At 32.0% G+C, this 14,373-nt stretch carries 14 protein-coding genes and 1 pseudogene; all 15 read right to left on the reverse strand.

Annotated elements, in window-relative coordinates; translation table 11 throughout:
* Positions 1 to 13 precede the first annotated feature (13 nt).
* The 15 genes and pseudogenes from BR52_RS10680 to BR52_RS10740 all read right to left on the reverse strand — a co-directional run bounded on the left by BR52_RS10680 (position 14) and on the right by BR52_RS10740 (position 14,365).
* Positions 14 to 193 carry a hypothetical protein gene (locus tag BR52_RS10680; protein ID WP_034572527.1) on the reverse strand — a complete coding sequence of 60 codons (180 nt, stop codon included), beginning with the start codon at positions 191 to 193 and terminating at the stop codon, positions 14 to 16.
* Between the two features lie 49 nt (positions 194 to 242).
* Positions 243 to 1,217, reverse strand: coding sequence for a hypothetical protein (locus BR52_RS10685; RefSeq protein WP_034573856.1), 975 nt, complete (start codon positions 1,215 to 1,217; stop codon positions 243 to 245).
* 85 nt (positions 1,218 to 1,302) lie between these two features.
* Positions 1,303 to 1,452, reverse strand: a complete 150-nt coding sequence (locus tag BR52_RS12800) for a type I restriction endonuclease subunit S (RefSeq protein WP_236707182.1) — start codon at positions 1,450 to 1,452, stop codon at positions 1,303 to 1,305.
* A gap of 494 nt (positions 1,453 to 1,946) precedes the next feature.
* Positions 1,947 to 2,687 (reverse strand): restriction endonuclease, encoded by a 741-nt coding sequence (locus BR52_RS12635; protein ID WP_051915711.1) that lies wholly within the window; start codon positions 2,685 to 2,687, stop codon positions 1,947 to 1,949.
* Positions 2,680 to 3,423, reverse strand: coding sequence for a hypothetical protein (locus BR52_RS10695; protein ID WP_034572530.1), 744 nt, complete (start codon positions 3,421 to 3,423; stop codon positions 2,680 to 2,682). Before BR52_RS10695 ends, BR52_RS12635 begins: the two co-directional genes overlap by 8 nt.
* Positions 3,424 to 3,584: 161 nt before the next feature.
* A complete protein-coding gene (locus tag BR52_RS10700; protein ID WP_034572533.1) occupies positions 3,585 to 6,746 on the reverse strand; it encodes a type I restriction endonuclease subunit R in 3,162 nt (1,053 codons plus the stop codon).
* 13 nt (positions 6,747 to 6,759) lie between these two features.
* On the reverse strand, positions 6,760 to 7,974 hold the full coding sequence (locus tag BR52_RS10705; protein ID WP_034572536.1) for a restriction endonuclease subunit S: 1,215 nt from the start codon (positions 7,972 to 7,974) through the stop codon (positions 6,760 to 6,762).
* Positions 7,964 to 9,559 (reverse strand): annotated as a pseudogene (locus BR52_RS10710) (type I restriction-modification system subunit M). The gene BR52_RS10705 and the pseudogene BR52_RS10710 overlap by 11 nt, the downstream one beginning before the upstream one ends.
* Positions 9,560 to 9,974: 415 nt before the next feature.
* Entirely contained in the window at positions 9,975 to 10,151 is a 177-nt protein-coding gene (locus tag BR52_RS12885) for a hypothetical protein (RefSeq protein ID WP_156099057.1), read from the reverse strand.
* 28 nt (positions 10,152 to 10,179) lie between these two features.
* Complete coding sequence (locus tag BR52_RS10715) at positions 10,180 to 10,431, reverse strand: hypothetical protein (RefSeq protein ID WP_051915712.1); 252 nt, start codon at positions 10,429 to 10,431, stop codon at positions 10,180 to 10,182.
* A 58-nt stretch (positions 10,432 to 10,489) separates the two neighbouring features.
* Complete coding sequence (locus BR52_RS10720; protein WP_034572540.1) at positions 10,490 to 11,251, reverse strand: hypothetical protein; 762 nt, start codon at positions 11,249 to 11,251, stop codon at positions 10,490 to 10,492.
* A gap of 252 nt (positions 11,252 to 11,503) precedes the next feature.
* Complete coding sequence (locus tag BR52_RS10725; RefSeq protein WP_034572541.1) at positions 11,504 to 12,352, reverse strand: hypothetical protein; 849 nt, start codon at positions 12,350 to 12,352, stop codon at positions 11,504 to 11,506.
* 5 nt (positions 12,353 to 12,357) lie between these two features.
* A complete protein-coding gene (locus BR52_RS13025; protein ID WP_236707181.1) occupies positions 12,358 to 12,852 on the reverse strand; it encodes a hypothetical protein in 495 nt (164 codons plus the stop codon).
* Positions 12,853 to 12,917: 65 nt separating this feature from the next.
* The gene (locus BR52_RS12640) at positions 12,918 to 14,012 is read right to left on the reverse strand and encodes a T7SS effector LXG polymorphic toxin (protein ID WP_201785269.1); all 1,095 of its coding nucleotides are present in this window, start codon (positions 14,010 to 14,012) and stop codon (positions 12,918 to 12,920) included.
* Complete coding sequence (locus BR52_RS10740; protein WP_034572547.1) at positions 14,003 to 14,365, reverse strand: hypothetical protein; 363 nt, start codon at positions 14,363 to 14,365, stop codon at positions 14,003 to 14,005. Before BR52_RS10740 ends, BR52_RS12640 begins: the two co-directional genes overlap by 10 nt.
* Positions 14,366 to 14,373 lie beyond the last annotated feature (8 nt).

Here is a 14,373-nt window from a genome sequence, read left to right on the forward strand (position 1 = left end):
TACATCTCCATTGTTAATCTTTTTCTTTTAAAATAGCACCTACTGCTAATATGCTTACCCCTGCAATACTAAACATCCCTTTCAAAAGTTGATTTTGTTTTTCCTTAGATTTCTTTTTACAATATTCACAAATTATGTCATCTGTATTGTCTGGAATTTCTCTATCACATTTCTTACACGTTTTATTTTCCATGTACAATAGTCCCCTGTCTATTTATTAGTTATAGTAATTTAGGAATCATCTACTCTGCAAGCAACTCTTCATGCTTATCAATAAACTTAAGTATTGACTCAGATGATTCAATGACTTCATTAGATAAAAACTTGAATGGATTAGTCGCTATAGATAAATATTGATCCAGTTCTAATGCGTCATTACCAGAAAAGTTTTGAAGAATAATCGCTTTAAAGTTATCTATAGTGTAATTCAACATTTCATACTCGCCTAGTTCATATTGAGTTGCAATTTGATAATAAAATGCATCTTTCATATAAGATAAATTTTCAAGTGCAGTTTGGGCTAGTTTGTCCCCAGCATCAGCCGATAAACCAGTAGTTATAAAAGGAATTTTATTCTTAGATTTAGAAGTAATTAAATGCTTTTTTGTTTCAAGTAGTTGATTTAATAGTAGATTCTTTGCATTGGTAGCTTGACTCATAGACTCTCGTAACAAAACTTTTTTAGTCTCGGCATCTTTTGCAAGAATAGCCATTTCAAATTTTTCTTTTGCAGATTGAACTTCTGCGTACCTATTCAGATCAAAATTTCTATTTACTTGATCTACTTTCTCTCCTAATACATCTAAAGTATCACTTATCTGTTGTAATTTCATTGCTAAACCCAAATCTGCAATTGAAGGACCTAAATTTGTTGGTAATTCCTTAATTGGAATATTTTTAACTATCTTTCCCGTATCAGAATTAACAAATTGAGCATACTTAAGGCCTGATTCTTGATACGTTCCAAAAGATATTGTACCTTTTGCAAGTTTCTCAGCCATATCTTGCGAAATATCAAGAACCATTTCCCCTTGCTTCATAATCTGCTCTACAAAAGAGGGGATAGTCATTAGTTGAGTAGCTATGGCATCAATAAATTTTGCTACATTTTTTTGTTTGTATCTCTCATAAATATTACTTCGGAGTGCCTCATTCTTATTTACTAATACAGTACTATCAATTTCACCATTTTGATTTATATATTTTGCATTTTTCATGAGCTACACTCCAAAATTCATATTTGATTTAATTTTATTAGTTGATTTTTTTAAATTCAGAAATTGCATTTCATAGTTTAGTTAGTTACCTCATCTCATCATCCAACGGTATAATAACTTCATCTAAAACTTCACGCCACTCACGTTTGATAGCTTGTGCATAGCTGAAAGGTTTTCCTTCTGGATGAATTTCTTTGTAACTCTCATACTTTTTACTTTCAATGATGGCTTTCATATTCGGAATCCGTTCTATACCAATCATAAATTTAATAGCAAATGAATAAAGCTCCAACTCCGAAACAAACCAACCTTTAGAAAAGTCACTTGTTCATTCATATTAATTCTTTCAAATTTCTTTCTTGATTCTGCACCGAATTGTTAACTCTTCAAGAGTTGTTTTTATTTTTACTCTTTTTAAAAGAATTCATTTCATAACAGACCATTGTAAAACAGTGAATGTATTATTAAATTTTTGCCAATCTCTAATTACTATTTCTTTTATTTTATTCCTTAATAAAATGCTACTCACTATTGTACATACCATTTTTCTGAAATTTTAGCACTGTTTCCATCAGTATTTGTCTTTTCCTCATCAAACAGAGTCAACTTCGGTATATTTATTCGTACGGATCTTAATCTTCACGTCTTTAAATTTGTTCGTTATATCATCTGAAAATTCTAGTGGTTGTAGCCTATGACTCCTAACATCTTAATTCTCATTAGAATTAATCATCGAATAAACCAATCTAATTCCTCAGAACCAATAGAAGAAAAAGGAACCTTACTTTGTTTCAATTCTTCTATTGGGTTAAATAAACTTATTTGAAATTTATTCTTTATTTGTGAATGCTGAATATCTTTCAGATGTCTTTGGCTAACTCCTACTAATTCAATATCATTGTTCTCTTCCTTTAAATATAACTTTTGAAATTCCATAGCATAATACTTGCTTTCAAAGAGGAAAAGTATATCATTAAACAAAACATTTTGTTCAAGAAAACCCTCTCCAGCTTTATTTATAAACATCCAGAATGGATCTCCAATGGTTCTATAGTTTGGAAAAAGGTATTTTTCGTTTTGGCTTAAAGAGAACGATCTAAAATCAGAATATCTAATAAATTTAATATCTTCATGTTCAGAGACCAACTTAGCTCCTCTTTGTAAATTTGATTCTGACAAGAATATTCCATTGATATTACCAACACTTTTTAGTTTATATGCAAAATCAGTTAATTGGCTCTTATTTATAGACTTATTCCAACTTTTGCATTCAATCGCAACTCTATATTGCAGACCAAAATGCTCATATTCATAAAGTACATCAAATTCATGTGTTGCTTTATCTGAACCAATTAAAGGAATTCTTTTAGAGATTTTTGCATCAATTCGTTCATCTTCAGCAATCTTTTTACATGTTTCCTCTATAATATCTTCAAGTACTCTTCCTCTATTTTTAAATTTACTAAACATAATTTTCTCCTCTAAAATATGATTTAAGAATATTTTTATTACCAGGAGCATATATTAGCGGTTCGTACTCATCACTCTTCAAGCTTCCGTATCGTGGAATCAACAATCCCAACTTATGACTAGTCGAACCAGTCATACCAGATAGCGTTCTTAAATGATTTTGACTTAATCCATATACTTCATATCCATGATTTCCGTCAGCAATTTCTTTTGCTTGTTTATATGATAAAAATAATGGAATCATATCCCCACATATATAATAGTTTCCCTTGTTCCCCACATCTGCATCCGTTTCCATTATTACCCAAAAAGGATCTCCTATAACGGTTTCGTCTGGTAACATCATCCCAAAACGTTTAATCATACTTTTAATTACTTCTTCTTGAAATACAAATTTACTAGTTTTCAATTTGTATTCGGCTACTGCTATTGCTTCCTCCGATATGCATAAATCATAATATAGGACACCTTTTGATTTAAATTCCAAATCATCTAAAGTGTTAGCTAGTTTTAATACATCTTGTGTATTAACCTCTCTACCAGAAACAACATTTATTACTGTTCTTTCAGTATTATTCATTTGAGTAAATTCCAAATAAATATCTACATGATTTTCCATTGCTTTACCTTTAATAATCTGATTAGTAACTAATCTAGGTTTGTAGACATTCTCAGAATCAAAATAGCTACTCAACATTCCAACAACAAGATTGACAAGAGCTTCGTGTTTTTTCATAATATCCTCCTACCTGATGATTATCACGATTTATTTATAGTTTTGTTAAACATAAAAGGATTGATTATATTTATTGAATAAAAAAACAAAAGCTGATTTAATAGCTTTTATTTTTTTATTTCACATAAATTTTGTGCTATTTTAATAATTTCACAGCTTCATTACCTCAACTCGTTATCCAACGGTATAATAACTTCATCTAAAACTTCACGCCATTCACGTTTAATAGCTTGTGCATAGCTGAAAGGTTTTCCTTCTGGATGAATTTCTTTGTAGCTCTCATACTTTTTACTCTCAATGATGGCTTTCATATTTGGAATCCTTTCAGTACCAACCATATATTGAATAGCCGACGAATGAAGCTCCGTATCTGAAACAAACCACTCTTTAGAAAAGTCTTCAATTGCTTGATCTCTTGCTTGTGTAAAGAAGTGTCTCTTAATTGCAAAAATATCTTCATTTTTATCTAACGTACCATTATCCATAGCATTTAAAATTTCACGATAGACTTGCTTAACTCCTTCAATCTTATTCAGTTTCTGTAAGGCCTTCTCGATTTCTTCTCGAATATCTGGACTGTTGGCTAAATACGTTCCTAATAGTTGATCGATATAAGTTGAATCAATATCATAGAGCTTGATACTATTATCTCCGTAAAATTCAATCCCAGAAAAATCAATGTTTTCTTCTGGATTTTCTTCATTTTGTTCAACTAACGAACCTTTGACAGTATGATAAACTCCAACCTGTTCTTCTAAAATCCCAACTTGGTTTTGAAGCGTTTTCGATTGTTCCATGTCATCATTATAGTCATCATAGGTCACTAGTGCTTCATAGGCATTATTCAATTCTTGGAAGGCTTTAACATATTCCACTCTAGTCTCTAATGGGGTATGTTCGTCTACTTCACCTGGTACGAGTACAAACTCATTCATTTTCTTATAGGCTTGTTTAAAGCGTTTTTTCGATTCATCGTAAGTTGGATAGACTAATCCTGACTCTTCTTTTGCTTCAGAATACAGTTTCGTTGCAGCTGCTACGTTTTTCTCCATTGTATGTGGTTTACGGAATGTTACAATCAACCCTTTTGTTTTTTCAGGATAGGTCCGATTGGTACGAGAAAAGGCTTGAATTAAGCCTGCATATTCTAAATTACGGTCCACAAACAGCGTTTGAATCGTCGGAGCATCAAAGCCAGTCAATAAACGATCTACAACAATCACTAAATCGACTTGTCGACCAAATTGTTTAAACTCAGCTCTTTTTCTAGCTAAGCGATTATTGATATCCCCATTGTAGCGATCAATGTCTGCTAACGTCCATGCAGTTCCATAGTATTCATTATATTCTTGAATAATCTCTTCCATTTCATCTTGTTGTTCTTTCGCATTCTCTGTATTTTCATCTAAAGAATAGGTAATCGCAATACGAGGAAAATCAGGATCATTCATCGTCCGTCCTTCTCGAATCGGATGATGTGAAAATTCATTTTGTAGCCAGTCTTCTTCTTTAGTCATTTCTTTTATCGCTTTATAGTAACGTTTTGCATTAGCAATGGAACTTGTTGTTAGGATAGCTGATTTCTGTGGACGACCATTGGCAAAATCAAACTTCATATAAGAATTATCTGGGCGGAATATCTTATGAATGACTTTTTGAATATGTTCATCCTTTTCATACACACCAGGATTAATGTATTCTTCCTTTTTACTTCCATCCATTGTATCAATTATTTGGTTGATTCTTTCTGGTGAAAAAGTCGCATATTTTTCCACTTCACGTAACTTGTGATGGATTTGATTGTTTAATGAAGTTGGCTCAATAGTATCTTCATGTTCAACTTGAAAACCTAATACGGCGCCATCTTCTAACGCATTTTTAATGGTGTAAGTATGTAAAACCTCACCGTACTGATCATGTGTTGTTCGTGCCAATTCCCCTTTGACTTGTTTCTTATTTTCATCAAAAATTGGCGTACCTGTAAAACCAAACCATGTTGAGTTTGGAAAAAATTCTTTGATTTCTTCCATATTTTCTGAACCCAAGGCACGGTGACATTCATCCACAATAAAGACAATGTGTTGTCCCAGTAGTTTTTGAAAACGTTTGGTTCCTTTTTTTTCTTCTTGTTTCTTAGCGGATTTTAAAGCAGCATCTAATTTTTGACGGGTAGTTACTATTACGACATTTGAATTGGCATCTGCTAAAAGTGTTTCTCTCAGTTCCTTTGCATTCCCAGTTCCCACAATTAAACTATTTGATTTGGCATTTCCTGAAGAAATTCCTGTATTAAATTCAGATGCGAACTTAGTAAATTCACTCGTTGTTTGGTTATCTAAGTCTTTTCTGTCTACTAACATAATTGTCCGGTCAATTCCCGATTTTCTGGCTAATAACTTAGTGGAAACAAAACTGGTTAATGTTTTCCCTGATCCTGTAGCATGCCACACATAACCCGATTGATGTTTATTGGCAGCTGTAAACAAGGCTTCAATAGCGTGAACTTGATAGGGATGCAATACCATTAACGTTTTATTGTCTTGGTCTTCACTAACAATCGTATAGTTGGCAATTAGTCTGTGGGCGTGAGGAATATTCAGCACTTGTTTGCAAAATTCATAGAGATTATCTACTTTACGATTTTCTTTCGTGCGCCAACTAAAAAGGAATTTCTGATGTAGCTCTTTAGGCATTCCATTGGCAAAGTAACGTGTGGTTTGTTCATTAGAAACAACAAACAGTTGCAAAGTAGAAAAAATATTATTGCGGAATACGCCTTCTTCAGCATACTTCTTTACTTGATTAAAAGCTTGATACACACCATCTTTTGCGGTTACTTGTTTTAATTCAATTTGAACGATTGGCAAGCCATTGATTAATAATGTGACATCAAAACGACGGTCTCGTCCCTCACTACTACTTTTTTGTTTGGCAATCTGATGAACTACCTCGTAAGAAAAGAATCCGCCACTATTGTATTGATTGGAATAGAGCACTAAAGACATAGAGCCTAAAGTAGGATCTTCCCTTTCAACAGTGATTCGAGCAATTCCATTTTCACCTTTAAGCCATTTAGCCGCATCAAAAGGTGTCTGAGTTCGCAATAGAAATTCTGTTTTAATGGCTTCAAATTCTTTGTCGGTTAATGAAACTTCACCGATTTCAGAAAGGTTATTATGGACAATTTTGTTACGCAGATTATCCCAAAGATCTTCTTCTGACTTTAATTCAGGGCGATAGGTCCATTGATTATGACCTTCTCCAAGAACTTGAATAAGCTGAGCTTCAACTTCCGCTTCATCACGATGTGGAATTTTATTCATTTAGCTGTACCTCCTATACAAACATCTTTTGTAAGAATGCTTTCTTAGTATTTTTTAGAATTTCTAACTCTCGTTGATGAAGAGCGATAGTATCGTCAAGTTGTTTGAAGAAGTCTCCGATTTTTCTTTGTTCATTAATATTTTTAGGGACTGATAAATTCATCTTTTGTAAATCTGGAATATTAATTGATTGTACCGTAGTTCCTGTTTTAACTATAGATTTTAAAATGAAATTTTCTTTGGACTGTATTTCTCCAACCAGAAAATTTGTGTCTAACTTATCGTTGTCGAAGATTAATGCTTTAATATCTTGATTTATTGCTACATCAACAGTTGGTATACTTATTGGGAATCTCTTAGCTAATATGCCGCTTCGACTTACTATTAAAGGTGTTCCTGCTGATACCATTTTAGTAGTATTATCGCTCACTGCTTTTTCTGTAATTTTAAACGTGCCCTTATTAACATATTTGGCCTTAATTTCTTGAGAAGACAGCCAAATAATATCTCCATTCCAATATGTTTCATTACCTTTAAATGGGGTTGCTCCACCAATCAATTTTATTTCATCCGAAAACTTACGCTGTTCCCAAGCGTCATTAAATCCTGGAAAACGTACTTCTGGAACTTTTTCTCCCTCTTTTGGAAACATCTTTTGCAAGAACCCTTTTTTAAGTTCTTTCAACAAATCTAACTTACCCTTATAAAGTACGATAGTGCTGTCCATGTTATTAAAAAAATTGGCAATCTTATCTTGTTCATTATCATTGGGGAGGTGAATAGCAATTTGATAGAACGAATCCAATTCAAGATTTCTTCGTACAAGACTTGCACCTTGAGATGAGGCATTTTTATACGCTTCCAACATTCTTTGTGTTCTTAACTGCGGACCAATAAATTTTGAGTTAGCTTTTGTAAACTTAAAAGTTTTATAGCTAGGTGATACTAACCCGACACCGATATTATTAATATTTATATTTCCTAACCATAGATTTTGTGGTGAGAGAACTAAACAACCGTCTTCAATAATTTTATACCCTTGATTTGATGTACCAGAAACACGACCTTTTCGTATTTCCATACCACTATTAGTGCTAGATAAAACTTTATATTCATTTTCTATTTTAGATTTAACGCTAAATTCCTGTAGAATATCTCCCAATTTACGTTGTTTCCAATCGCCAGTAAACTCTGGAAAACGTATTTCTGGTACTTGATTACTCTTCATGATCAAATACCTCCAATGCACCTTTTATCCATTCTGCATCTTCGGAACTAAATTGTAGAGAAGAAATCGTTTCAAATAACTTCTTTTCTAAAGCACGTTTCTCTTGTCGAATCTCTTTCATTTCAGTTCCAATCGTCGCCATATCAATCGGTGCTTCCTCTTCAAAAGTATCTACATAACGTGGAATATTCAAATTGTAATCATTTTCTTTGATTTCATCAAAACTTGCTACATGTGCGTATTTTTCAACTGATTTTCTTTCTTTATAAGTAGAAAGAATTTTTGTGATGTTTTCTTCAGTTAATTTATTTTGATTTTTTTCTTTGACAAAATCACTACTAGCATCAATAAATAAAACGTCACGCGTTGTACGACTTTTTTTCAAAATGATAACCGTTGTTGGGATAGAGGTCCCAAAGAAGAGATTAGCTGGCATACCAATAATCGCATAGATACTGCCATCTTCTAATAATTTCTGTCTAATAGTACCTTCTGCTGCACCACGGAATAAAACACCATGTGGAAGAACAATTGCCATTGTTCCTGTATCTTTCAAGTGATAAAAGCCATGAAGTAAGAAAGCAAAGTCAGCTTTTGATTTTGGTGCTAATTTTCCATAACGATTAAAACGAGAATCATCTAAAAATGTATCATCCGCAGACCATTTAGCTGAATAGGGTGGATTCATTACAACTGAATCAAATGTATATGGTTCATCTGTAGGCCAATCTTTATTCAGAGTATCTCCATTCCGTACTTGCATATCTTCTGCATCAACACCATGCAAAATCAAATTCATTTTAGCTAAATTGTAGGTCGTCGTATTTAATTCTTGTCCATGATATTTTACATTATCTGGATACGTTAAATAGTTACGAACATTTAACATCAGGGAGCCTGAACCCATCGTCGGATCAAATACACTGAAAAGATTTTTGTCTTCTTGTCCTAGTGTAACAATTTGTGCCATCATATCTGACACCATATGCGGCGTGTAGAACTCTCCTGCCTTTTTCCCAGCTTCTGATTCAAACTGACTAATTAGGAATTCATATGCATCACCGATTACGTCGCCTTCATGTCCAAGAACATCTATGTCATTTAACTTTTTCAAAACTTCTGTAATCGTTACATTCCGTTGTTGCTCATCTGATCCAAGTTTTTTCGACTGTAAATCAACATCATCAAATAAATTATTAAATTGACTATATTTTGATGATAAATCAATGAAGGCCTTATTCAAGTCATTTAGTTGGAAAACATTCTGCTTTGCTTGATTTGCTAACACATTAAATAAATAGTCCGGTTCAATATCGTATCCTAACGTGTCAATTAATGTATCAATCAAATCAGCTTTTGTGGCATCATCAGAAAGTAACTCTTTATACAGTTCCGTCTGCTTATCTATTGTGTCGTATTCCTCTAAAGGTTCATCTGCAAGTTCGACTACTTTTTATACTAATTTATCTGAAAGATACTTATAAAAAATCAATCCTAGCAAATAATTTTTATATTCTGAAGCATCCATTTTACTACGAAGATTATCAGCTGCACTGAATAATCGTTGATTCAATTCTACACTCATGTTTAACTTCCTCATTTCCTTAAGTGGCCTTTTTTATAATTCGAAATGAACTATTTTTTGCCATTTTATACTCTATTTCTATTTTAGATGATTACTCCTGCTTATACAAGTTAAATCAAGGTTTTTAAAGGCTGACTGGCTCAGTAAAGTCTAAAATCATTAAAAAGTATATCCTATTTATATGTACTATAAAAGTATCCAAAAAAAAAAAGAAATCATCTCAAATTTAAGAGATAATTCCTTTAATGATACTTTTTTATTTTGTATATATTAGTATTAGTGTTTTTGCAACATTTTAATTTTCCTTATACTTAAATTCGTTCATACTTATCTTTTAAAACCTTCTTAATGGTTCTTTTACTAGATTACATCTGTTCAACTGCACTAAAAGAAAATGGCTATATTCTTCTATTCATTATCCATGATAATCCCCAGTTTTTTTGTTAATCGTCACAATAGGAAGCTTCTCACTACCACCAGGTAACTCTCCAATCAACTGAGTATACGTATCATCCTTGTTAGAAAAATAATAGTTGACTCCTTCCACCGCATCTTGTGCTAAATAGCCATTCTCTTTGACTCTTTTACACATGGAGCCCAGCCATCAATGCTCGATGTAGCTAATGGGGACTTGTCTTCAACTTCTTCTTTTCTTTATCTTTCTCACTGATAAATGTATGCTTCTCATCTATCCAATTTAGAGCGTCCTTTATATAAGGAAATTTATTTATACTAGAAACATCGGATAAACCACCACCTTGACCAAAGTAATTCATTGTACCGGCTAAAGCACTTACTGGTCCTCCATATTGTGGTCCTTCCAATAGCCCGCTATTTACTAAAAACTTATTAATACCAACGTATAAGGCCATACTTTTATTTCCATAAGCAGGACTTTTAGGATTTTTATATTCTTCCTAAACTTTACATTTATTTCCCATACCACTCTTCTTTTGTATAGTTGTATTGTTTTCTAAACTCTTCAGAATATTTTTCGAACAATTTCCCTTTTACATAACTACTTGGAGAAAATATTAGTGTCGGTAATAAAGTAAAACCAATTAATAATGTAATCAAAATTCCACCCCAAATAATATATTCAAAAACACTTACATTTTCAGTATTTAAATTAACATTCATTAGCCACCATTTGTTGAACCTATAAAAAAGAATACCGAGTATAATTACTGACAAGAATGTTTTTAATATTTTAGAAGTTTTTGGACTTAGTAAACCTGTTTTTTTATGGTATTTTTCACTTGATTCTGGATATTCAGTTTTTATAAAATTAACTATTTTAGAGCGTGCTAAATAATAAGAACATAAGTATCCAAAAATAACATATATAAAAGGCACGATATGGTATTTATCTACTTTTATATATAAAAACACAGTTAGAAAAAAAATCATTCCTGTCTGCCATATTGTGAACATAAATTTGTTATAATTTACTATTTTAAATAAGCGATTTAGACTTAAATATTTTATTAATATCATACTTAAGCATAAAAAAGAAAAACATGGAAAAATTAAAAAATAATTTAGCGACGGAAGAGTGACTAATACTGAAAGTATAAAGCTAGTTATTATTTTGTAAAAAAAAGAACTTGAATTTTTGCGACTATTTACCATATTACGAATATCCTCACAGGATATTTTTTTTACTGCTTGTTCAAAACTTATATTTTCCAAATTTTACCACCTCGGTAATCCGTTATTAAAATCTTTAACATCAACTCGTCCCTCTTGTTTTTCAAACCATTTAAAATATAGTTGCTTTTTTAACTTCTAATGGATATGAAATTTGTTTGACCATAAAATAAACCTCCGTTTTCTTCATTTTACATGAATTCAACGGGGGATTTTTATATTTATCTCAACCTATGGGTGTAGTTCCTTGCCTCTCCTACTAGTTTATCTATCTCATAATACTCAAACGTGATATTAATCTCCATACCACTCTTTTTTTGTATAGTTATACTGTTCTCTAAACTGTTCAGAGTATTGTGAGATAACTTTCCCTTGAACATGATGCTTTACATTAAATAGAAAATATGTTGGTATCAATGAAATGAGTAAAAGTAGTGGAATTCCTATAAATATCCCTATAAGGTTATCCACTAAGCTATTTTGAATTGTTGGATTTCCATCTACAATACCGTTTAACCACCACTTATTTAATCGATAAACTTGCATACCTATCAAAATTAAGACAGCAACAACACCTGATACTTTTAACATTATATTCATTACTTTTGATGTTTTATAATTCCTATTAAACGCTTCATTTATTTCTTCTAAAATCATATTTTGTTCTACTTTATAATAAAGAAATAAGAGCACTACTATACAGAAAGTAACTACAACGAACGTAATTCTGTAATCCCCCATATTCATTCCAAATCCTACAATAAAATAGGATATATATGCTAACTTAGCGCTTATATAACAATATTTTTTATACCCCCAGTTACGCAAAAAATTATTATATTGTTTTAAAAATTGGTACGTGATTAAACAAATAATTAGTAATTCTAATAAGATAACAACTAATTTAGGAAAAAAAGAATCATTTGTCTCTGTAATTTCTTGAATAAATACTAGTTCCATAAAAATGGGGAAAAATAGTGCCAGAATTAAAATTAATAATTTTTTTATTCCAATAGAAAATTTTTGATCTTTTTTTTCATTCATAACTAAATCAATATCTTCAAAATTAATATACTTATTTGCTTCTTTCAAAGATATAGAACTTAAACATTCATCTACTTTGTGACTTAACTTTTTATTCATATAATTTAATTCACTCCGTTCGGAAATATATTTTCGTTATTAATACTAGGATTCGAGTTAGGACTTCCCGAATGAGACGGAATACCTGGCTTATATTCACTGTTTGGTATTTCAAATCCTGAATAATCACCTGATTGTAATCCTTCATGCCTTTTTCCATAGATTTCGTACTGCTCTTTTATCCATTTTTCTTTATCTTTCTCACTGATAAATGTATGCTTCTCATCTATCCAATTTAGAGCATCCTTTATATAAGGAATTTTATTTACACCCGGAACGTCGGATAAACCTCCACCTTGACCAAAATAATTCAATGTACCAGCTAAAGCACCTACTGGTCCTCCATATTGTGCTCCTTCTAATGGCCCACTATTTACTAAAAACTTATTAATTCCCCCATATAAGGCCATACTTTCATTTCCATACGCTGGACTTTTAGGATTTGTATACTCTTCATAGGCATACGCAGTAATTGTTAAGGCATCTCCACCATATGCCAAGCCTTCTCTTGTTCCTGGATGTTCTTTTATAAATTTAGAGATAGGTTTAAACTTCTTAAATAATGTTAAACCAACTTTTGAACCTGCAATGACTTTAGCTCCACTTGGCTATGTGACAGTATACTTGTCACATAGCCAAGTGGAGCTAATACATCCCATCCTTTATCGCTTAAATGCAATAAATTCCCATATACTTTAGCTTGGTTATCCAAGGACATTTTGCCTACATATAAACCAAATTTTGGATTGTTTAAGATACTTTTAGCAATATTTTTAGGCAATTGGTTCCATCTTTCTTGTGCGATAAAAATACCCAATGCTGCATCTTGAAGTCCTTTCGGAAATTTATCTAAAGCCGCAATGACATATCCAAATAGTCGGTCATTATTTTTAATTTTTTCAATCGCTGCTGCTGGATTTTTTGAAAACAGGTCATTTAATTCTTTGATTGCTGTATTCTTTGCTTTGTCTTCCATTTCACCGACTTTACCAGCATCTTGAAGTGATGTAAACCAGTTTTTCTCAACCCCATCGGGTAACGTATAGCTTCCATCACTGTTAACAATCGTTGCGTTTAATACCATAACACCTTGCATAGCTATTTTCATATCACTTAAACTATCGCCAAACAGCCCACTTGTTTCAGCAGAAAATTGTTGCAACTTTTGTAATTTCTTTTCCAAATCGCGTATACCTTCTTGTAAATCATTTGACATTCTTCCTAAATTTCTCTGAAATTCAAACAATGAATCTAGCACTTTAGCAACAGGATTATTTCTTGACAAAGTTTTCGCAATAACAGCGGCGGCATCTACTGATAGTTTCATAGATTTTTTTATCGCGATTTGCTGATTCAGATTATCTTCATCTAAATAACCTTCACTTGAAATAACTTGATCTGCAGACTGATATTTCTGAAGATCTTGTTCGATTGAATCAATAGCTGTAGTTACTCTTGTAATCGTTGGGATGATTAGCTCACTGAATAACCCTTTACCTGCTGTGTAAGCAGCCCCTGATAATGTTTTACCATCTATAGCCGCCACTACTTTTTGACTTCCAGATTTTAATTGGTTAACAGCTTCTGCTCCACTTCTTAAATTACTAGTCAATGCTTGTATCAAATTAGATGAATCAGCACTTGAATATTTTAATCCCACGGAACTTCACTCCTTTTCTTATACAGAACTTCCGTTTCATCCTTTATTGACTTTGATTCTGCATTGTAGTTATCTATAATTTGATGTTCCGCATCTCTGAATTGTTTTTGAAAAAAATGTTCTTGCTCCTCATTGTGCCTCTGCATAAATCTATTTTCATTACCTCCATGCCGAATATTTTCTTTATTTAACATGTTTAACTCTTGAAATCCCCTATGTAGATTTTCTTTTAATTCAGAAATACATTCTTCAATTTTTCTTTTGTCTCTATTTAAATCATCTAGCGTATTTTCTTTTTCCGTAATCAAACGGTTATATTTTAATCGTTCTTGATTATTTGTCGTATTATTCAATTTATCCT

It is taken from the genome of Carnobacterium divergens DSM 20623, from assembly GCF_000744255.1.
In the GTDB taxonomy this organism is placed as follows: domain Bacteria; phylum Bacillota; class Bacilli; order Lactobacillales; family Carnobacteriaceae; genus Carnobacterium; species Carnobacterium divergens.